Annotated in this window: 18 protein-coding genes; all 18 read right to left on the reverse strand. The window is 38.7% G+C overall.

Annotated features, from left to right (window positions below):
- Positions 1–653: 653 nt before the first annotated feature.
- Positions 654–935, reverse strand: a complete 282-nt coding sequence (locus AC1Q6O_RS21785) for a hypothetical protein (protein ID WP_008180315.1) — start codon at positions 933–935, stop codon at positions 654–656.
- A gap of 196 nt (positions 936–1,131) precedes the next feature.
- A complete protein-coding gene (gene lysS, locus AC1Q6O_RS21790) occupies positions 1,132–2,634 on the reverse strand; it encodes a lysine--tRNA ligase (protein ID WP_008180313.1) in 1,503 nt (500 codons plus the stop codon).
- Between the two features lie 176 nt (positions 2,635–2,810).
- A complete protein-coding gene (dusB, locus tag AC1Q6O_RS21795; protein WP_089987423.1) occupies positions 2,811–3,851 on the reverse strand; it encodes a tRNA dihydrouridine synthase DusB in 1,041 nt (346 codons plus the stop codon).
- A gap of 67 nt (positions 3,852–3,918) precedes the next feature.
- Complete coding sequence (gene folK, locus AC1Q6O_RS21800; protein WP_492402206.1) at positions 3,919–4,428, reverse strand: 2-amino-4-hydroxy-6-hydroxymethyldihydropteridine diphosphokinase; 510 nt, start codon at positions 4,426–4,428, stop codon at positions 3,919–3,921.
- Positions 4,428–4,793, reverse strand: a complete 366-nt coding sequence (gene folB, locus AC1Q6O_RS21805; protein ID WP_008180308.1) for a dihydroneopterin aldolase — start codon at positions 4,791–4,793, stop codon at positions 4,428–4,430. Before folB ends, folK begins: the two co-directional genes overlap by 1 nt.
- Positions 4,793–5,647, reverse strand: coding sequence for a dihydropteroate synthase (gene folP, locus AC1Q6O_RS21810; protein ID WP_008180306.1), 855 nt, complete (start codon positions 5,645–5,647; stop codon positions 4,793–4,795). The genes folB and folP overlap by 1 nt, the downstream gene beginning before the upstream one ends.
- Positions 5,648–5,660: 13 nt before the next feature.
- Complete coding sequence (gene pabC / locus AC1Q6O_RS21815) at positions 5,661–6,500, reverse strand: aminodeoxychorismate lyase (RefSeq protein ID WP_008180304.1); 840 nt, start codon at positions 6,498–6,500, stop codon at positions 5,661–5,663.
- The gene (gene pabA, locus AC1Q6O_RS21820; RefSeq protein ID WP_008180302.1) at positions 6,501–7,082 is read right to left on the reverse strand and encodes an aminodeoxychorismate/anthranilate synthase component II; all 582 of its coding nucleotides are present in this window, start codon (positions 7,080–7,082) and stop codon (positions 6,501–6,503) included.
- Positions 7,079–8,488, reverse strand: a complete 1,410-nt coding sequence (locus AC1Q6O_RS21825) for an anthranilate synthase component I family protein (RefSeq protein ID WP_371861942.1) — start codon at positions 8,486–8,488, stop codon at positions 7,079–7,081. Before AC1Q6O_RS21825 ends, pabA begins: the two co-directional genes overlap by 4 nt.
- A 150-nt stretch (positions 8,489–8,638) precedes the next feature.
- Positions 8,639–9,568, reverse strand: coding sequence for a cysteine synthase A (gene cysK, locus AC1Q6O_RS21830; RefSeq protein ID WP_008180299.1), 930 nt, complete (start codon positions 9,566–9,568; stop codon positions 8,639–8,641).
- Positions 9,569–9,842: 274 nt separating this feature from the next.
- Complete coding sequence (locus AC1Q6O_RS21835; RefSeq protein ID WP_008180297.1) at positions 9,843–10,814, reverse strand: peptidyl-prolyl cis-trans isomerase; 972 nt, start codon at positions 10,812–10,814, stop codon at positions 9,843–9,845.
- Positions 10,798–11,679, reverse strand: a complete 882-nt coding sequence (hslO, locus tag AC1Q6O_RS21840; protein ID WP_008180295.1) for an Hsp33 family molecular chaperone HslO — start codon at positions 11,677–11,679, stop codon at positions 10,798–10,800. The genes AC1Q6O_RS21835 and hslO overlap by 17 nt, the downstream gene beginning before the upstream one ends.
- A 21-nt stretch (positions 11,680–11,700) precedes the next feature.
- On the reverse strand, positions 11,701–12,468 hold the full coding sequence (locus AC1Q6O_RS21845; RefSeq protein WP_025116969.1) for a type III pantothenate kinase: 768 nt from the start codon (positions 12,466–12,468) through the stop codon (positions 11,701–11,703).
- Positions 12,469–12,646: 178 nt separating this feature from the next.
- Positions 12,647–13,480, reverse strand: coding sequence for an aldo/keto reductase (locus AC1Q6O_RS21850; protein ID WP_008180292.1), 834 nt, complete (start codon positions 13,478–13,480; stop codon positions 12,647–12,649).
- A 162-nt stretch (positions 13,481–13,642) separates the two neighbouring features.
- Complete coding sequence (ftsH, locus tag AC1Q6O_RS21855) at positions 13,643–15,673, reverse strand: ATP-dependent zinc metalloprotease FtsH (protein WP_043990717.1); 2,031 nt, start codon at positions 15,671–15,673, stop codon at positions 13,643–13,645.
- A 281-nt stretch (positions 15,674–15,954) separates the two neighbouring features.
- On the reverse strand, positions 15,955–16,497 hold the full coding sequence (hpt, locus tag AC1Q6O_RS21860; protein ID WP_008180288.1) for a hypoxanthine phosphoribosyltransferase: 543 nt from the start codon (positions 16,495–16,497) through the stop codon (positions 15,955–15,957).
- 67 nt (positions 16,498–16,564) lie between these two features.
- Positions 16,565–17,971: a tRNA lysidine(34) synthetase TilS gene (gene tilS / locus AC1Q6O_RS21865; protein WP_090003276.1), complete on the reverse strand. Its 1,407-nt coding sequence runs from the start codon at positions 17,969–17,971 to the stop codon at positions 16,565–16,567.
- Positions 17,972–18,007: 36 nt separating this feature from the next.
- Complete coding sequence (locus tag AC1Q6O_RS21870; protein ID WP_089987302.1) at positions 18,008–20,392, reverse strand: SpoIIE family protein phosphatase; 2,385 nt, start codon at positions 20,390–20,392, stop codon at positions 18,008–18,010.
- Positions 20,393–20,698 lie beyond the last annotated feature (306 nt).

Genomic DNA, 20,698 nt, shown 5'->3' on the forward strand with positions numbered 1-20,698 from the left:
CAGCGTTCGTCCTGAGCCAGGATCAAACTCTCCATAAAAGAAATTTGATTAGCTCAAATTGTTTTGCTGGCATCAATATTGATGTCCAAAATTTTGTTTTGTTCACTAGCTAAGCTAGCTACTGAAAACTTTATTGATTACGTTTTGCTTGTTCAGTTTTCAAGGTTCATTTAGTTGCTACGTTTTTGATAGCAACTCTTAAATTATAATATACTCAGTTATCATTGTCAACAACTTTTTTCAAAAAGTTTTTCGTTTACAAGAGACAACTTTTAAATCTTACCACAACCACATTTCAGTGTCAACAACTTTTTCGTTTATTGAATTTTTATGATGGTGTTGTTCTTACGTCGTTTTAACGACAAGTAATAATTTATCATGTTCGTAATTACTTCGCAAGTATTTTTTTCATAGAAAATGATATTATTGAAAAAACATGCATTAGTAAGCTATTTTCTACACTTATGAGAATGTAGATTTTATATCATTCTCTGTTCTAACTAAAATGATTTGTTTTACTATACATTGCTTTCTTTTAAAACTCAACAAATTAAAGACTAAAACATAGAAGCAGGAGTTAAAAGCATCTGCTTCATTTTCTCCTGCTTACTCAACTAAAAAACCTCATCGTTTGTTATTCAAGCTTCGCGCTACTACTTTAAGCCATCATCTTGTGGATCAACTATATTTAAACACCACAGGAAATTATCCCACGCGGAATACCAGCCACTAAAAATTTCAGAAGAATCATCCCAGCGAACATCAAACTTCTTATGTCCGTCTATCTCTACTAAATATAAAGTAAGATTCTCGTCTTTTTTGGCAACTACTAATTTCATTCCATGCTCAAGTTCTTCTTCTGTAAATGGAACATCCGATACAGAACGTAATTGAGCCTGTTCAAATACTTGTTTGTTAATAATTTTGTAATTCATTATATGCCCCCAATAAAAATACTTCTTTTTTATCTACTGTCGTTTATAAAAACATAGAACTATAAAAGTATAACCTAAATATAATCCACGTTTAAACAACTTAATTTTTTTAATACAAAAAAGAGGAGAATTGCCTTAACCAGCAAATTCTCCTCTTCATTCTATTCTTATCTTACTGTTAGAAAAGATGCTACGACTATTTAGTAATATGACGCATTGTCGGGAATAATAATACATCACGAATGGAAGGTGAGTTTGTTAATAGCATGATTAATCGGTCAATACCAATGCCTAGTCCACCTGTTGGAGGCATACCATATTCCAAAGCTTCAATGAAATCATTGTCCATTTCATGTGCCTCATCATTACCAGCTGCTTTCTCTGCTAATTGTGCTTCAAAGCGCTGACGTTGATCGATTGGGTCATTTAATTCTGTGAAGGCATTTGCATGCTCACGACGAACAATAAATAGCTCAAAGCGATCTGTGAAACGCTCGTCCTCTGGATTTTTCTTTGCAAGAGGCGAGATTTCCACTGGGTGCCCATATACAAATGTAGGTTGTACAAGTGTTTCTTCTATTTTTTGCTCAAAGAATTCATTAATAATATGACCTACTTCATGAACATCTTTCACTTCTACTCCATGTTCTTTAGCAAGAGCCTGAGCTTGCTCTTTTGTCATCGGCTGCCAGAAGTCTACACCAGTTGCTTCTTTTACGGCATCAACCATGTGAACTCGTCTCCAGCCCACTGCAAGGTTAATTTCATCTTCTCCATATTGAACTGTAGTCGTTCCAAGAACTTCTTGAGCAACGTGAGCTATAAGGTTTTCAGTAAGAGACATGATATCTTGATAGTCAGCGTATGCTTCATAGAGCTCAATCATTGTAAATTCAGGGTTATGTCGTGTCGAGATCCCTTCGTTTCGGAATACACGTCCAATCTCATAAACCTTTTCTAAACCACCCACAATTAAGCGTTTTAAATGCAGTTCGATTGCGATTCGCATATATAATTCCATATCAAGTGCATTATGATGAGTAATAAATGGACGAGCAGCCGCACCACCAGCAATTGTATGAAGCATTGGTGTTTCTACTTCTAAATATCCAGAGTTATCAAGATAGTTGCGGATAGCACGGATAATTTTAGAACGTGCTATAAATGTTAATTTGCTTTCTTCATTCGTCATAAGATCTAAGTAGCGTTGACGATAACGTTGCTCAACATCCTGTAAACCATGGAACTTCTCTGGCATAGGACGTAGCGCCTTTGTAAGGAATGTGAATTCCTCTGCCTTTACTGAGAGCTCGCCAACCTGTGTGCGGAATACATTCCCTCGGATACCTACGATATCTCCCAAATCAGCTTGTTTAAATAATTCATACGCTTCTTCACCTACATGGTCTTGACGAACGTAGATTTGAATTTGGCCACCCAAATCTTGAATATGTGCAAAGCCAGCTTTTCCTTTACCGCGCTTCGTCATTATACGACCCGCAATAATAACCTCTTGCAGATTTTCTTCTAGTTGCTCTTTTGTTTGATCTGCAAATTGTTCCTTTACTTCTGTTGACAAATGCGTACGTTCAAAACGGCTACCAAATGGATCTTGTCCGTTCTCTAATATAGTCGTCATTTTTTGGCGTCTCACCAAAAGCTGGTCATTTAATTCTTCTATGTTTGACACTTGTTTCACTCCTTAAATAAATAGCGTTTACGTCCATAATATTTCTATTGTACACAATTTTAATGCTGTAATCATCTGTTTCAGTTTATTTTCAATACAAGATAAGATAATTAATAATTCTAAAAATTAAAGCGCGCAAAAAAAGCGTCTCTGTCAAAACTTGAGACGCTCACGGTATCTTTATCTTAAATAATTAATTCTTTTGCTTCAGGGATCATGAGATTGGACTCGGATTCTGCATACTCTTGAACAAGGCCATTTAATAACGCGCGAAGCTCTGCTGCCGTTTCTGTTTGGTTAATAGCGTTACGTGCTTTACCATTACCTCTAATTCCCTTCAAATACCAAGATGCATGCTTACGCATTTCACGAACTGCTATACCTTCTCCTTTTAATTGGAGCAGACGTTCAAAGTGAAGTAGACAGACGTCCATTTTTTCACGTACACTCGGTTCTTCCTTTAATTCACCAGTTTCTAGGTATTGAACTGTACGATAAATCATCCATGGGTTACCCAAAGCGGCACGACCAATCATCACTGCATCTACACCTGTAGTTTCTAGCATACGTTTAGCGTCCTGCGGCGTTTCTACATCACCATTACCAAGAACAGGGATTTTCACATTTTCCTTTACCTGACGAATGATATCCCAATTCGCCTTCCCTTCGTACATTTGTACACGTGTACGACCATGAACCGCTACCGCTGACGCACCAGCACGTTCAACAGCCTGGGCATTTTCAATAGCGAAGATATGCTCATCATCCCAACCAATTCGCATTTTTACGCTAATAGGCTTTTTCACTGCATCCACCACAGCGGCTACCATTTCATACACTTTATTAGGATCTAAAAGCAAGCGAGCTCCCGCTTCACATTTAATGATTTTATTAACAGGGCACCCCATATTGATATCTATAATATCAGCGGATGTATTTTGATCTACATACTTAGCGGCCTCTACTAATGTTTCTTTATCTCCACCAAAAATTTGTAGTGACAGAGGATTTTCACGTTCATCGATATAAAGCATACCTAATGTTTTTTCGTTTTTTTGAACAATGCCCTTATCACTAATCATTTCAGCATATACAAGCCCTGCTCCGAACTCCTTAACGGTTAATCGGAAAGCAGAATTACAAATCCCTGCCATTGGAGCTAATACAACACGGTTGTCCATGACAATATCGCCAATTTGAAAGGGCTTCTCTGTTGTTTGACTCAACGTTGTCTTCCTCCTATATAGGCATGTACCTATTTATCCTTAATTTAAAATTATATAAAGCGCCTACCTAACTCACTATAAGAGGTTCGTTAGTTGGCTGCCACAAGTTTATACCTTCACGCTCACAGTCCATCTGTTGCAATAAATGATGTGCTTGTTGTAGCTGATCTCCGAAAGGTGCTGTAATCTCTACCAGTGGCACTAAGACGAAAGCTCGCTCATACATTCTTGGATGAGGAACAAGTAGGTTCTCTGTTTCAATATTTTCTTGATTGTAAAGTAAAATGTCAAGGTCGATGATTCGTGGACCCCAACGAAATTCTCGCACACGCCCTAACTCTTGCTCAATCGATTGGCAAATCTTCAGCATTTCAGTAGATGATGCATCGGTTTTGAGATGAACAGCAATATTCAAAAAGTCTGCCTGATCTGTATAGCCTACAGCTGCCGTTTCATAAACAGATGAAACACGGACAACCTCAATGTTCTCCTTCTCTCTTAAAAGAGCAACAGCTTGTTGAAGGTTTTCATATCTCTCACCCATATTTGTTCCTATTGATAAATAGACATCCTTCATTAAAAATCACCTCTCGTTACCTCAACAGACACTTCTTTGTAATAGCCGTGGATTGGTGGGTCTGGCTTGATCAGCTCTACACGAACGCCCTTTATTTTTTCAGGGTATGTTGTTAAAATCACGTTTGCCATTTTCACAACAAGTGCCTCAATAAGCTTAAAAGGTTCTCCTTCTACAATATCACGACACAAAGCATAGACCTCTGCATAATTTACCGTATAAGCGAGGTCATCCGTTTCTCCGGCCTTTGTCATATCTACAGCCAGCGAAACATTTGCTCGAAAACGTTGACCAAGAGTTGTTTCTGCCGCTAATACACCGTGGTAACCATAAAACTGCATATCTTTTAAATGAATATAATCCATTATGCCTCCTCCTTATACAGTCGTTTCCCTACTAGTACATCAGCCATATGCGCTGCACGTGCCATTTCCTTTACATCATGAACGCGTATCATATGACAGCCCTTTTCAATTCCATAAACTACCGTTGCTCCCGTACCTTCAAGACGTTCATTAACTGGTAGCTTCAAGACATTGCCGATCATGGATTTACGTGATGTTGCTAAAAGCACAGGATAGCCCATCTCCACTAAATCCTTTAAGTGTTGCATCATGGCTATATTCTGCTCAGTGTTTTTAGCAAAGCCGATACCAGGATCTAGGATAATATGATGATCAGGAACCCCCGCTTGATGTACGATAGCAATACTTTCATCTAAATCCGCTTTCGCCGTTGACCAAAAATCAACACCATAATCCATATTTTCACGATTGTGCATTAAAATTATTGGAACATGTAAATCAGCTGCAACCTGTGCAATTTCCGGTTCAGCTTTTGCTCCCCAAATATCATTTATCACATGCGCCCCCGCCTCAATGGCAGCTCGCGCTACGTTTGCTTTATACGTATCAACCGAAATAATGGCATCTACTTCTTTCAATAATGCTTGTATAACAGGTACAATACGTGTAATTTCATCTTCATCTGAAATACGCTCATAACCAGGACGTGTAGACTCTCCGCCTACATCAATAATTTTAGCACCATCCGCCACCATTTTTTTCGCTTGAGCTACCGCAGCTTCGACACTGTTGAACTTTCCTCCATCAGAGAAGGAGTCTGGTGTAACATTTAAAATACCCATTACAAACGTTTCTTTTGTAAAGTCTAATGTAATACCATTAATGGTTAATGGTTTTATATATTTATCTAGCATACAAACGCTCCCTCTATCGTTGCTCCACTTCTTGAGCAAATGCATCATGTAAACACGAATAAACAGGTCCTTTATTACCTAATAATTGCTGGTTCTCTATATGAATGATTGGTACAAGCTCCTGCACGGAATTGGTAATAAAGCATTCCGTACTTTGTTGTAAGTCTTCCTTCATATAAAAGCCTTCTCTTACTTCAATACCAAGAGCATCGGCTTTTTTTATAACCCAAGCTCGAACAATGCCAGGTAGTATGCCTGTTTCCAAAGAAGGCGTATATAGTATATCATTTTTTACCCAAAAAACATTTGAGGTTACACCTTCTGCAACGTAGCCGGCTTCCGTTAAAAAGAAACCTTCTTGCTGTGCCAAAGACGGCAGCTCGAAACGGCCAAGCACATTGTTGCCATAATGATGTGATTTGACGCGCACCCCTTGTTCAGGCGAATTACGTGGTGTAGTAAGCCACTGAGCTGTCTTTTCAGTTCCACGAGGTGTATCCAGTAATTCTTTACGAAAGATAATGACATTGGGTTGCATGTATTCTGTTGGCTGCAAACCAATATTATGTTCACCTGCTGAAACATTAAGACGGAAATAGCCATCCTGACCACCAGCTTGCTGATTTAATTGTTGCACAACTTCAAATAAAACACTTTCAGGATAGGTTAAATGAATGCGATATTGTGATAAAGCCTGCTGTAATCTTTTCATATGTGCATCCCATTCAAATATCTGCCCTTCATATGTTCGGAACGTTTCAAAGAAGCCCAAACCATATAAAAAACCATGGTCAAAAGGGGAAATTCGCAAATCCTCGGCTGCCATATAGCTTCCATTCATCCAGCACTGCATCTATTTAACTCCTTCTACGTACATTTCTATAAATTGACGAAGGAGTTGTTTACCTTGCTCAGTCATAATAGATTCTGGGTGATATTGTACACCCTCTATTGGATACTCCTTGTGACGAAGCCCCATAATTTCTCCCTCTTCTGTCCAAGCGGTTACTTCTAGACAAGTCGGTAGTGTCTCTTTTTCTACAATGAGAGAATGATAGCGAGTAGCTTGAAATGGGTTTGGCATAGCTCTATGTAAACCAACTTCAGCATGTAATACAGGGGATATCTTCCCATGCATAAGGCGCTCAGCCCGTATTACCTGACCACCGAACACTTGCGCAATAGCCTGATGTCCAAGACAAACACCTAAAATTGGAATATTTCCCGCGAAATATCGGATAATATTCAGACTTTCACCCGCTTCATTTGGACTACACGGCCCCGGTGAAATAACTATCATATCTGGTGCAAGTTGCTCTATGTCCTCTATTGTTAATACATCATTTCGTTTTACTATTACTTCATGACCAAACTCACCCAAATATTGTACGATGTTATAAATAAATGAATCATAGTTATCGATCATTAAAATCATTTTGCTCGCCCCTCCGCCATGGCCTTTGCCTGCCACATGGCCTTCGCCTTATTTAAAGATTCCTGATATTCTCTTTCTGGAACAGAATCAATGACAATACCTGCTCCTGCCTGAATATGCGCGATCCCATCTTTTATAAATGCTGTACGAATCACAATATTAAACTCCATGTCCCCAGTATAGCCGAGCCAGCCAATAGAACCCGTGTATAAGCCACGTCTTACAGGCTCTAATTCTTCGATAATCTCCATTGTTCGTATCTTTGGTGCACCAGTAATAGTACCGCCTGGGAACATTGCACGGATAACATCAGCGTTTGTTTTGCCTTCCGCTATTTCTCCCCGAACATTAGATACAATGTGCATAACATGCGAATAGCGTTCAATGACCATGAACTCATCTACTTCTACTGTTCCATAGGTTGATACTCGCCCTAAATCATTACGCTCTAAATCTACTAACATCACATGCTCTGCGCGTTCTTTATCATTGTCAATTAATTCTTGAGCTAATGCTAAATCTTCCTCTTCAGATTTCCCTCTTGGACGCGTTCCCGCAATGGGTCTTGTTGATAATTCTTGACCCTGGCGTTTAACTAAAAGCTCAGGTGATCCAGAAACAACCGCAAAATCAGGGGCTTCCATATAAGCCATGTAAGGTGACGGATTAAAGGCTCTTAATGCCTCATATACATCCATCGCTGTCGTATTTAAGTTTTTAGATTGACGAACTGATAAATTCACCTGAAACACATCACCTTGTGCGATATAGGTTTGAATTTTCTGCACCGCCGCCTCAAAGTCAGTCCCTGCGAATGACACAAGCAATTCACTCTCGTCATTGACTACTTCTATAGCATTGGTCTTTTCAAATTTACGCGTAGCAAGTCCATCACGGGCTGCAACTTGCCAATTAGTAGCCCATTCTTCTAAGTCAACAACACAATCTTCTAGCTTCATTAACGTGACCGTATTGTGTTTCACATCATGTACTGCCCAGCTATCAAACAAATAAAAATAAATATCTGGTATTTGTAGATCGTCATTAGCTGTATTAGGAAGCACTTCAATATTGCGCGCATAATCATATGTTACAAATCCAATAGCTCCCCCCTGAAAAACTGGAAGTTCCGCATTATGGGGAACCTGGTATTCCGCCACGAGTTCTTCCAACAATGCAAGAGATTCACCTGGTAAAACTTCGCTTCTGCCATTTCTCCAATTTACTAAAAGTCCGTCCTCTACCGATTGTGCGGTTGCTAATGGATTCCAAGCAGCTATTGTAAAATGACCACCACGTCCACTTTCTAAAAAGACATGCGAATCTTGTGTCTCAGTTTGCTTTTTATAACTATAAAAAAATGAATCTGCATCCATCTCTACTGTTTTCGTCAAAATTGTCTTCAAGTTAGCTTTCCCCTTTTAAATCATTTGATGTGATTCCATCTTAACGTGAATATTACATAGATGCGAATATTTTTATAAGGCTCTATGAAATTCTAAGCGCACTAAAAAAGACTCCTTATCAGGAAGGAGTCTTTTTTCTATTAACTTAAATTAGTCTTCAAATTGATAGAGAGGTGTTGATAGATAACGTTCACCATTCGAAGGAACAATAGCAAGGACATTTGAACCCTTACCTAAACGTTTTGCGGCTTCAATTGCAGCATAGATCGCAGCGCCTGACGATATACCACATAAAATTCCTTCTTCACGCGCTACTTTACGAGCTACTTCAAAAGCTACCTCGTTTTCAACAGGGAATACAGACGAATAAATCTCTGTATCTAAAACTGTTGGCACAAACCCTGCTCCAATCCCTTGAATTTTATGAGGGCCAGGCTGACCACCAGAAAGAACAGGCGAATCTTTTGGCTCTACAGCGATAATTTCAACATTGGGATACTTTTCTTTTAATACGGCACCTGCACCTGTAATAGTACCACCAGTACCAACGCCAGCTACAAATGCATCTAGTGTTAAGCCATCGAATGCTTCAACAATTTCAGGGCCTGTAGTTAGGCGGTGAATAACAGCATTCGCTGGGTTCGTGAATTGTTGTGGTAGGAAATAGCCATGCTCTGCAGATAATTCTTCTGCTTTAGCAATAGCGCCTTTCATACCCGCTGGTCCAGGAGTCAATACAAGCTCCGCACCATAAGCACGAAGTAAGTTTCGTCGCTCTAAGCTCATTGTTTCTGGCATCACTAAAATTGCTTTATAGCCTTTAGCAGCAGCAATCATCGCAAGACCAATACCTGTATTACCAGATGTCGGCTCGATAATCGTACCACCTGGTTGTAATGTTCCATCTTTTTCTGCCGCTTCAATCATGGCTAACGCTAAACGGTCTTTCACTGAGCTTCCCGGATTAAAATATTCTAATTTTACATAAACAGTGCCTTCATTTTCACTTGTTGCATGATTTAATTTAACGATTGGTGTTTTACCAACTAATTCAGCTATCGAGTTCGCTAATCTACTCATTTAATAATCCACTCCCAATCCCTACTATTTTTATAGGTTTTACTTATTTTGTATTTTATCAATTTTTCCATTCGATTGTCAATAAATAAAACTTGTATTTTCAGAATATTTATCTACTGTCAATGGATGGCGCCTTTGCTAGTCCATCAAACATCGCATAAAGACAAAAAGAATCTGCACCATTTGTCGGGTAAGTCCATTCTGATGACATCCACTGTCTGCAAGTTTTTTAGACTTATGCTACCCGCAAAGAACTTGCAGATTCTTTCATTTATTATTTTTCTTTTTTAGATTCTCCATAATACCATGTAGCATTAAATTCAGACCAAAACGCTTCAGGTGTAACAGATTGTGGCAACTGCTCTAAAGCTAATTCACGCTCGATATGTTCTTTCACATCGTCATATGTAAAGGATTGTCCCTCTAAAACCTCTTGCACCTGTACAATGCCATAATGACCATTATCTAACTTAAAGGCTTTACTTACCTCATTTGCCTTTGTAGATTTCACAGCATTAATAATGGCAGGATCCACGTTTTCCTGATTTTCCGTCAGGAAGCCAACGTCTCCCCCTAAACTCGCCGAAGCACTATCTAAGGAAATCTCACGGGCTAGCACTGAAAAATCAGAGCCATTTTTTAACTCACCCAGCGCCTCATCAGCCGCTTTCTTGGCGTCAACCTCAATAAAATTGGTACGATAGCTTGTTTTTGTATTGTATAGTCCTTGATTTTCCTCATAGTACTTTTCAATACTCTCTTCACTTATCACTACATCTTTTGTGAGTACCTTATCTAAAATAAGTTGTGAACGAATTTTTTGGCGTAGTTGCTCCGCTGAGAGATTTTGCATTGCTGTATCAAATTTATCTTGAGCAGAACGCATTAAGGCTAATTCGAGATCAATTTCTTGATCAGTAACTTTAATTTTATATGTCTTTGCTGCCTTTTCCATTACAGATTCATTGACTAAATTTTGTAGTGTTTCTTTGCCATATCGCTCTTCCATAGCAATCATCCACTCTTGGCGCGTGATAACATCCCCGTCAATGGCAGCGACTTGTTCATCGCTACCAATTTCCTGACTTTTATTTGGGATAGCCCATGCAATGAACCATAAAATATTACCTAATAACAATACCGCAATGACAGACAGAGCTGGTTTTGTTTTTAAACGGCGCTGTAGTAAAGGGGTTTGGTTTGGTGTTGTAGTGGCAGAAGGTCGTCTATTACGATTTGAGCTCATCAATAAACCCTTCTAACTCTTCTTTTGAAAAATGATAGGTCTCTAAGCAGAAATGACATTGTGCATCTGCACTGTCATCCTCTTCAATCATTTCTTTAATTTCAGCTATTCCTAGACCTAAAATTGCTGCACCAAACCGCTCTTTTGAACATTGACATTTAAATTCAACAGGCATGGAATCTAAAATTTGTAGATGGCCATTTCCTAATACAGCTTCTAAAATTTGCTCAGGTGTAAAGCCTTTTTCAATCATTTTCGAAACTGGCTCTATTGTAGCAAGATGCTGTTCGATTTCATTGATTGTTTCCTCTTCACAGCCTGGCATTAATTGCAGAATAAATCCTCCTGCAGCAAGAATTGTGTTGTCCGGATTAACTAATACGCCTAAACCAACTGATGAAGGTACTTGCTCAGACGTAGCGAAATAATAAGTAAAATCTTCAGCAATTTCACCTGAAACAATTGGTGTTTGGCCTGAAAACATATCTCGCAAACCAAGATCCTTAACAATTGTTAGAGCTCCTTCAGTCCCAACCCCTGCTCGCACATCTAGCTTACCTTGCTCGTTTAAATCGAAATGAACATGAGGATTCGTGACAAATCCACGTACTTCTCCACGTGCATTACTATCGATTACCATTGGACCAATCGGACCATTACCCTCAATCTTGATTGTAATCTTCTCTTCACCTTTTAACATAGCACCCATCATTACAGCCGCTGTCATAGAGCGCCCTAGAGCAGCTGATACAACTGGCCATGTATCGTGACGACGTTGTGCTTCTCCAACTGTTGCTGTTGTACGGGCTGCAAATACACGTACCTGTCCATTAAATCCTAAACCTCTAACTAAATAATCATTCATAAATGAAATGTCCCTCATTTCTTATTGGTTACGTTTATACAGTTTATATAAACCCTTTAACGTTAAAAACGGATCCACAACATCAATAATTTGCGTTTCCCCTGCAATTAGATTTGCTAATCCACCTGTAGCAATTACTAATGGCTCCTCTTTACTTTGTCCCTTCATCCGATTAACAATGCCCTCAACTTGTCCTACGAAGCCATAAAAAATTCCGGCCTGCATGGCGGAAACGGTTGTTTTTCCTACAATATGTGTAGGTCTTAATATTTCAATACGCGGCAATCTAGCAGCCTGAGTATAAAGAGCCTCTGTCGAAATGGTTATACCTGGCGCAATCGCACCACCCATATAGTCGCCTTTTTCATTTAAATAACAATAAGTTGTTGCTGTACCAAAATCAACTATAATACAAGGTGCTTTATATAAGTCTAAAGCTGCTATAGCGTTAACAATACGGTCTGAACCAACCTCTCGAGGATTTTCGTATTTAATATTCAAACCCGTTTTAACACCAGGACCCACTACTAGAGGTTTTTTTCGAAAATACTTCTGACACATTGCCTCTAATGAATACATAATTGGTGGCACAACTGAGGATATAATAATGCCCGTAATTTGTTCAAATGAAATACCTGCATGATTAAAAAACGAAAGAACTTGCATAGCATATTCATCTTCTGTTTTATAAAGGTCTGTCACCATACGCCAATGGAAGGCTAATTGTTCGTTGTCATCATAAACCCCTAACACAATATTAGAATTCCCTGCATCTAAAACTAAAATCATGGTTGACACCCCCATATCATCATTGTAACTTTCGCCAACCTACTGTTACAACTTACATTATCCATCTAACTTAAAGTTAAAACACTTTAGAAAATGATACCATACTTTTTATGCTAGGAAATAGTATTCCAACCTTCTAAAAAAAGAGCATCCTCAGCTAGGACGCTCCTTAAAAAAATTATTTGAAATTAAATTTTTCCGGATCTGGACCACAGCGTAGACCATCATTTAAAGCATCCAGTTGAGCCATTTCACCATCTGTTAATGTAAAGTCAAAAACATCAAGATTCTCCACCATACGAGTGGCTGTCATCGTTTTTGGGATAGTTACAACGTTGTGCTGTACATCGTAGCGTAATACGATTTGAGCAGGCGTTTTGCCATATTTAGATGCTAACTCTTGAATCAATGCTTCCTCCAATAAGGCGCCGTTCATTAAAGGAGACCAAGCCTCTACTTGGATGTCCTTGTCTGTACAATAAGCACGTACTTCCACTTGCGTTAAATGTGGATGGAATTCGATTTGATTAATAACAGGAATAACCGTAGTTTCATTCAAAAGTTTTTCTAAATGTTGTACATGGAAGTTACTAACACCAATTGAACGCACACGACCATCTTGATAAATCTTTTCCAGTGCCTTATAGACATCTACATAATTTGTATCAATGCCTGGCCAATGTACTAAATATAGATCCAAATAGTCTAATCCTATTTTCTCTAAACTACTATCATAAGCGGCAAGTGTTTCTTCATAGGAAAGTCCATCGTTCCAAACTTTAGATGTTATAAATAGTTCTTCACGCGTAACCAAACCTTCTTCTATGGCTGCTCGTATCCCTCGTCCAACACTTTCTTCATTACGATATACTTGTGCCGTATCGATGCTTCGATAACCTTTCGCAATAGCCATTTTTACGGCTTCAGCTAGGTCTTCTCCTTCTGGAACACGAAATACACCGTAACCAACCAAAGGCATTTTAAGTCCATTATTCAACGTTACAGTTCCCATGCGAAAACACTCCTATCCATTTGTCTTTACAAATACATCTTGTCTCCACCATTTGTGCGAAGTCATATGTAGCTGTCTTCCACTAATATCCTAATGCTTTTTCATAATAAAAGGCAAAGAAAAAGACTGTTTACTCATTTTGCAGTAAACAGTCTTTCCAATTTATTCACGTTTTTCGTCGATACCCTTAGGTGGTTCATTTGATTCCTTGCCTTCTTTTGCAAGGTCTAAAGTTGTTGGGTTTGGCTCTTTACTTAATAGCTCTTTTTCAACAACTGGCTCACCAATCGTATCTAATGTTGGCTTCGTTTCCACTTTCGGAGTGTTATTCCCCTCAATTTTTTCGACAGCCTCTGGTGCTGGTAAAACACCATGATCACGTAAATGCTCGATTTCCTGCGCATTTAATGTTTCTTTCTCCATTAACGTGTTAGCAATTAAATCAAGTAACTCACGATTCTCTGTTAGGATACGTTTCGTACGCTCATATTGCGTATCAATAATTTTTTGCATTTCTTTATCAATTTCATAAGCTATAGAATCAGAATAATTTTGGTCCGAATTAAAGTCGCGGCCAAGGAATACATTTCCACCCTGACTTGAACCGAATTGCATTGCACCAAGATTTTCACTCATTCCATATTCAGTAACCATAGCTCGTGCGATACTTGTAACCTTTTGGAAGTCGTTATGTGCCCCCGTAGAGACTTCACCAAGAACGATTTCTTCAGCTACGCGACCACCAAGCAGTCCAGCAATACGGTCTAAAAGCTCTTGTCTTGTTGTAAAGAAACGTTCTTCCTTCGGTAACATAATAGCATATCCACCCGCTTGACCACGTGGAACAATTGTTACTTTGTGAACTGTATCCGCTTCATCAAGTTCTAGACCAACAACTACGTGACCAGCTTCGTGGAAGGATACAAGTTTTTTCTCTTTGGCTGAATATACTCGGCTCGCTTTAGCTGGACCAGCGATTACACGGTCAGAAGCTTCATCGATATCTGCCATATTGATGGTACGTTTACTTTTACGAGCGGCTACAAGAGCAGCTTCATTTAGTAAATTTTCTAAATCGGCACCTGAGAAACCTGGCGTACGTTGTGCAACTGCTGCTAAATCAACTGTATCTGCTAAAGGCTTGTTACGTGCATGTACCTTAAGAATCGCCTCACGTCCTTTTACATCAGGATGTCCTACTGTAATTTGACGGTCAAAACGACCTGGACGTAATAATGCTTTATCTAAAATATCTGGTCTGTTTGTTGCAGCGATGATAATAATACCCTCGTTTGCCCCGAAACCATCCATTTCAACTAGCAACTGGTTCAATGTTTGTTCACGCTCGTCATGACCCCCGCCTAGACCAGCGCCACGTTGACGACCAACTGCATCAATCTCATCTATAAAGATAATACATGGTGCGTTTTTCTTTGCATTTTCGAATAGATCTCGGACACGTGATGCACCGACACCGACAAACATTTCTACGAAGTCAGAACCTGAAATTGAGAAGAATGGAACGCCTGCTTCGCCTGCCACAGCACGTGCAAGTAATGTTTTACCTGTACCTGGAGGACCTACAAGTAAGATACCTTTTGGAATACGTGCACCAATCTCTGTGAATTTACGATGGTCTTTTAAGAAGTCTACAACTTCTACAAGCTCTGCTTTCTCTTCATCAGCACCCGCTACATCTGTAAAACGAACCTTTTTCTTTTGGTCATCATAAAGTTTAGCTTTACTCTTACCAAAGCTCATCACTTTATTACCGCCACCTTGAGATTGGCTCATTAGGAAGAAGAACAAGAAAATGATGATAATGAAAGGGATGATCCCTGTAAAGAATTGAATCCATCCACTCGTTTCTGGCGCTGCTAAATATTTAATATTACTATTTTTTTCCTTAGCAGCCTCATCGATGCGATCCATTAATGATTGGTTATCTCGAGGGATGTTCACTGTAAAGCTTTGACCCTTTTCATAACCTTTTAATGTACCTTCTACGACATAAACTGATTTATCAGGTTGAATTGTAGCACTTGTTATTTCTTTCTTATCTAGAGCTTGTTGGAACTCATGATAAGTTAACTCTTTCGTTGGTGAATTGCCACCGTTGAAAGTACCAAAAATACCGATAATCACTAGGAAAATCAGTAGATAGAATATGGTATATCGAAATATTCGATTCATCTCCAGCCTCCTCATTACAAACAGAAAAATTATAAGTAAAATCTTAACATATCATGATTTCATCATACAACGAAAAGCCCTACTTAAAAAATGTTTCGTTCATTTTTTGCTATTATCAAAACAGTTTTTAGGCCATCTTAATACATCCCAGCGTAATTGTACCTGTTCCATGGGCTCGAAATAGCTGAACATTGTGTCAAGATTTCGAATTATGTTAACCATAATGAAAAACACTTGACTGCGCTGGAGGCCATAACTTTTAAAGCTGGTCGTTTTATATCTTAAAATGAATAAACTTCAGGTTTCAAGATACCAATATAAGGTAGGTTACGATATTTTTCAGCGTAATCTAAACCATATCCAACCACAAAGCCGTCTGGAACTTTAAAACCAACATAATCAGCCGATAGGTTCACTTTTCGACCTGATGGTTTATCAAGTAATGTAACAATTTTAATGGATTTGGCTTTACGATATTTAAATAAGTCTACTAAATAGCTTAACGTTAAACCACTATCGATGATGTCCTCGATAATTAATACGTCACGTCCTTCAACGCTCGTATTTAAATCCTTTAAAATCTTTACTTCTCCAGATGACACGGTAGCATTGCCATAGCTAGAAACATCCATAAAATCTAGCTCAATGAAAGAATCGAAACGTTTCATGAGATCTGTCATAAATGGCATTGCTCCTTTAAGTACACCAACAGCTAATGGGAATGCATCTTTGTATTCCTCTGTTAATTGTGCACCTAGATCTGCAATTCTTTCTTGCAATTGTTCTTCTGTAATCATTACTTTTTCGATGTCATTTTGTAACATATCGATTCCTCCTCGTGATGTATCAACAAATCTTCAACCAATTACGGTGAAATATTTTACAAAGACCTTAGTCTACGATGAGCACTGTATCATCGTTTGGTTGCGGAGTGGTTGAAAAAAACATTCCCATACGCACACCAATTACCGCTACCACCTCATCAGACTGAGAAATCAGTAACGGCCAGCTATTCCGCTCATTTAAAGGAATCTTTTCATCTATAAAAAGGCGAGATAAGCGTTTTGGCTGATCCATTCCTTTTAACAGCATTCTGTCTCCATCCTTGCGTGCTCGAATAGAGAGCGGAAGGTGGAGTTTGCTAGCGTTAAAATAAAAAAGTTGTGCAGTATCCGTCATCAATTCGGACGATAAATCGTGCAACTTGACTACGCATAAGCGTTTACCATTCGTCAGTGTTGTCCACCCATTAGCAGCCGAAATAATTATTTTTTCAGAAGAAGGGTAGTCCTCTGTTGAACTATTCTTCTGAATCATTAATTTTCCGTAACGGCGAACTGCAAGGAAATCTTCAGGCAAGTGAATTTCAGCATACCCTGCTGTCGTATCACAAAGCTTTAAAATTGAAGTCAATAAAGCATAACTTTGTATCGTATTTGAATCTTTGTAAAGATAGTTTAATAGTATTAAAATGAGCCTCCTTTGTAAAGCAAGTGGTACCAATTGAAAAGCCTCAATTTCCATGCTATATGTATTTTCATTACTTCTTTTAATGGTTTTGGAAAATACATCTTCGGCTAATGTCATTAAAAAGGTATTGTCTTCTTGCAATTGCGATGTAAAATGGGTCACTTGTTCGGTCACTCTCGGATTTTCAGCCTCCAGTAAAGGCACGACATGATGTCTGAAACGATTTCGTACATAAGTGTCTTTGGAGTTACTGACATCCTCCCGATAATTTAAACCTTTTCTAAGTAAATATTCCCCTATTTCAGTCTTTGTAACCGTTAAAAACGGACGAATTAATGATTTTCCTTCAAAATATCGCTGAGGGCGTATGCCTTGCATGCTATTCATCGTCGCATTTTTTGTCAGGGCCATTAATACTGACTCCAGTTGGTCATCCGCATGATGTGCAGTTACAAGCTTATTCGCATTCGTTTTGTACAAAACCTCTTTAAAATATCGATACCTTTCTCTACGACATATTAGCTGGGTATTTCCATTCTCCTGTGCCAGTATTGTTGGTATGGAGATCGCTGTGGCATGTAAATAAACGTCATTTTCATCACAATACTTTTGTACAAATGCCCTATCTTCAGCAGAAGCTTCTCCCCTAAGCATATGGTCGACATGTACTGCTTCCACCCGAATGTTCCAGTGCTCTTGTGTTTGAACAAAATAATGGAGTAAAGCCATAGAATCTACTCCACCCGAAACGGCGATGAGAAGATGGTCGTCTTGCTGTAATAATTGCTCTTTTTCAATAAATGTCTTAACCTTTAATTCAAATGACAAACGCTTCTCCTCCCCTTTCGATAATACAAAAAATGATTAGCTCATAGAATATTGTGCTGGTCTAAATACAGCCCATGTCGGAACAACATGTGTCACCTCTAACATGAGTACAGTACAATCATCTTCTATTTCAAAGTAATCTTGGAATGACTGCATTATCGTTGTTAGCTTTTCTTGGATAGTATTATTTGTACTGGCTACCTGCTGTGCATAAGCTAAAAACGTCTCCTCTTGCTCATCCCAATCGGCAACACTAGAAAACAGTCCATCTGAATGCATTAAAATGACATCCCCTGCTTTCAGCTTTCTTTTTTCAGCCTCTACCGCAGAAATCGATAGGAAACCTACAGGTGCTGCATTACTCTCAACCTTTATGACTTCCTTTCCACGCAAAATATAGGTCGACATTCCCCCAGCCTTCCATGACCATAAATCACCATGCTGTAAATCCACTAGTGCGAAATCAAGGGTTGCATACATATCATCCTGTTGTTTTAATGACATGACATAATGCAATGTATGCATTGCAGTTTCAGGATTCATATTATAATTAAGGCACTCTCGCATTAAATGTATTAATTTTCTACTTTCATGTTGCGCTTCTTTACTTTGCCCCATACCATCCGATAATAAAATGGCAAATAGACCTGGATGTAATTGGAAAAGTGCGTGTGAATCCCCAGAATACAATGTCGCATCTTTAGACATGCTATATATATCATACTCTACTTCAAAGCTAATAGCTGATCTAAAGCATATTTGTATATGACGAAACGGCATTTCACAGGCCACTACTTTTTCAATTTCAAATGGCTCATTAAAAATTTCGTAAAGAATAGGCAAAATCATCCGTTCAGCTAATGTTGTATCTTTCTCCCAGTCGACACGGGCTGGCGCCAAAGCACAAACTATCTTTCTAGCCCCTGGTTTATTGTTAAGTACATCTAGCTGAAAGCATTCAATATGAGCATCCTTTAAACGTTCAATGATATCCTTTTCAACACTTACAAAAGAAATCGTATCCTCCTTCATCTCAGCAATTAATTGGTTTAAATGATTACTCATATCGCGGAGCTGTAGTGCAATCATTTTTTTACCATGAAAGTACTGCCCGTTAATACGTTCCCTGTATAATTCCGTATCCAACTCTTCAAAAATCTTTGTCGATTTTACGCATTTATAGCGGATTTGTTCTTCTACACGATGAATAGCCGATTCTTTACCTACTCCCTTCATATGAAACCAATCTGTCATCAGCTTGTCCATCCCATTATTTTGAGCTCCCCAGCAATGATCATGACGGAAACAGCTTAAACATGTATTCATCGGGGATACTTCCTTCGCCTCTTCAACTGGCGCGGTCATAAAACGATCAAATACCAGCTCCTTCATAAATTGCACGAAATGCTGAAAATGTTCTAATTTGTATGTGACATGTTCAGTTAACCAATTTTGTCTTGCGAGTAAAATTTCCTCCCGTTGTGGGAAGAGCTTGTCCCTCACCTTATCTGAATATTTTCTAGGGATCGTTAGGAAAAGAACACTTCCAATGGCAATGGAAGTGAAATACACACTATCTAATGGCAATGTTGCATCATAAAATAAAAAAAACACACTAGGCAAGATACTTCCGATTGCAACCCCGAATCTACCGCCTTTAGCCCCCATACCTGCACATAGTCCTGTTAAGGTGGCAACAGATAGCATACCGGTAAAGGAGAGCTTAGCAACACCAATGAGCGTTCCTAATACCGCTCCGATTACCGTTGCTAACGGTACACTTCCGACTAATGCACCAAAACAAATAAAAAGCTGCAATAAAAATATAGGGAGCGAAAAATAGCTAAACACAACTGCTTGCATCCCTGTAAGCATAGCAGCAAACACTACTAACCCTGACCCAAGCTTCTCGTAAGTCCAATGACTCGTAAACCATTCATATGAATTGACGAAAAGCACTTGCATAAATAGGGTCATAATTAGAGCTAGTGCCGCTTCACAGCCTACATAAAATTGTACAAGCACTGGTGGTAAGCCTTGATACATCGCCCCTTGCCACATAATTTGCACCAATAAAACAGCTAAAGAGACGGCAATACTTTGAGGAAGTCGCCAGTAACGGAAACGCATAATACATTCATACATAATGATTTGTAATGCTAAAATCACAACTTGTCCAAAGCCTAGGAAAAAACAGCCGACCAAGCTTCCAAATAAAACGAATTTGGCGTACTCCCTATACTTTGTTCGAATAATTGCCCAAAAAGGAACTGAGAACGGTACTGCTGCTTCAAATACAACGGATTGAGCCAAAAAAAAGGATGTTAAAAAAAATAGGGTGCCTATGAAGACTTGCTTCTTTTTTATCCCTAATTTTCGGTCTTCTACATTTGCTGTATTATACCATTCAATACTTGTCATTTAATTATCCCCTTTCCCGCACTTTTGGCTATTATAAAGAATTATGCATGGAAAGATTGTCTGACGTTGGCATTAAAAAATATAAACATTTCGACGAATACGTATACATAAATACGCAAATTGGCAATAATTTCTTTTGTAATTGTTGGTCATTGTGATCCTATATGAAGTTTTCTGTTCCAGACAATATATCAGATATCGCCTCCCCTTTAACATGGAATCTTCTAAATTGGCGTGCTATCAACTATTCCCCTCTCATTTCAATGATTACAGCAAGACAATTCTACTTAAGAACAAAAAATCCGC

Source organism: Lysinibacillus sp. GW823-FHT06C08 (assembly GCF_058795135.1).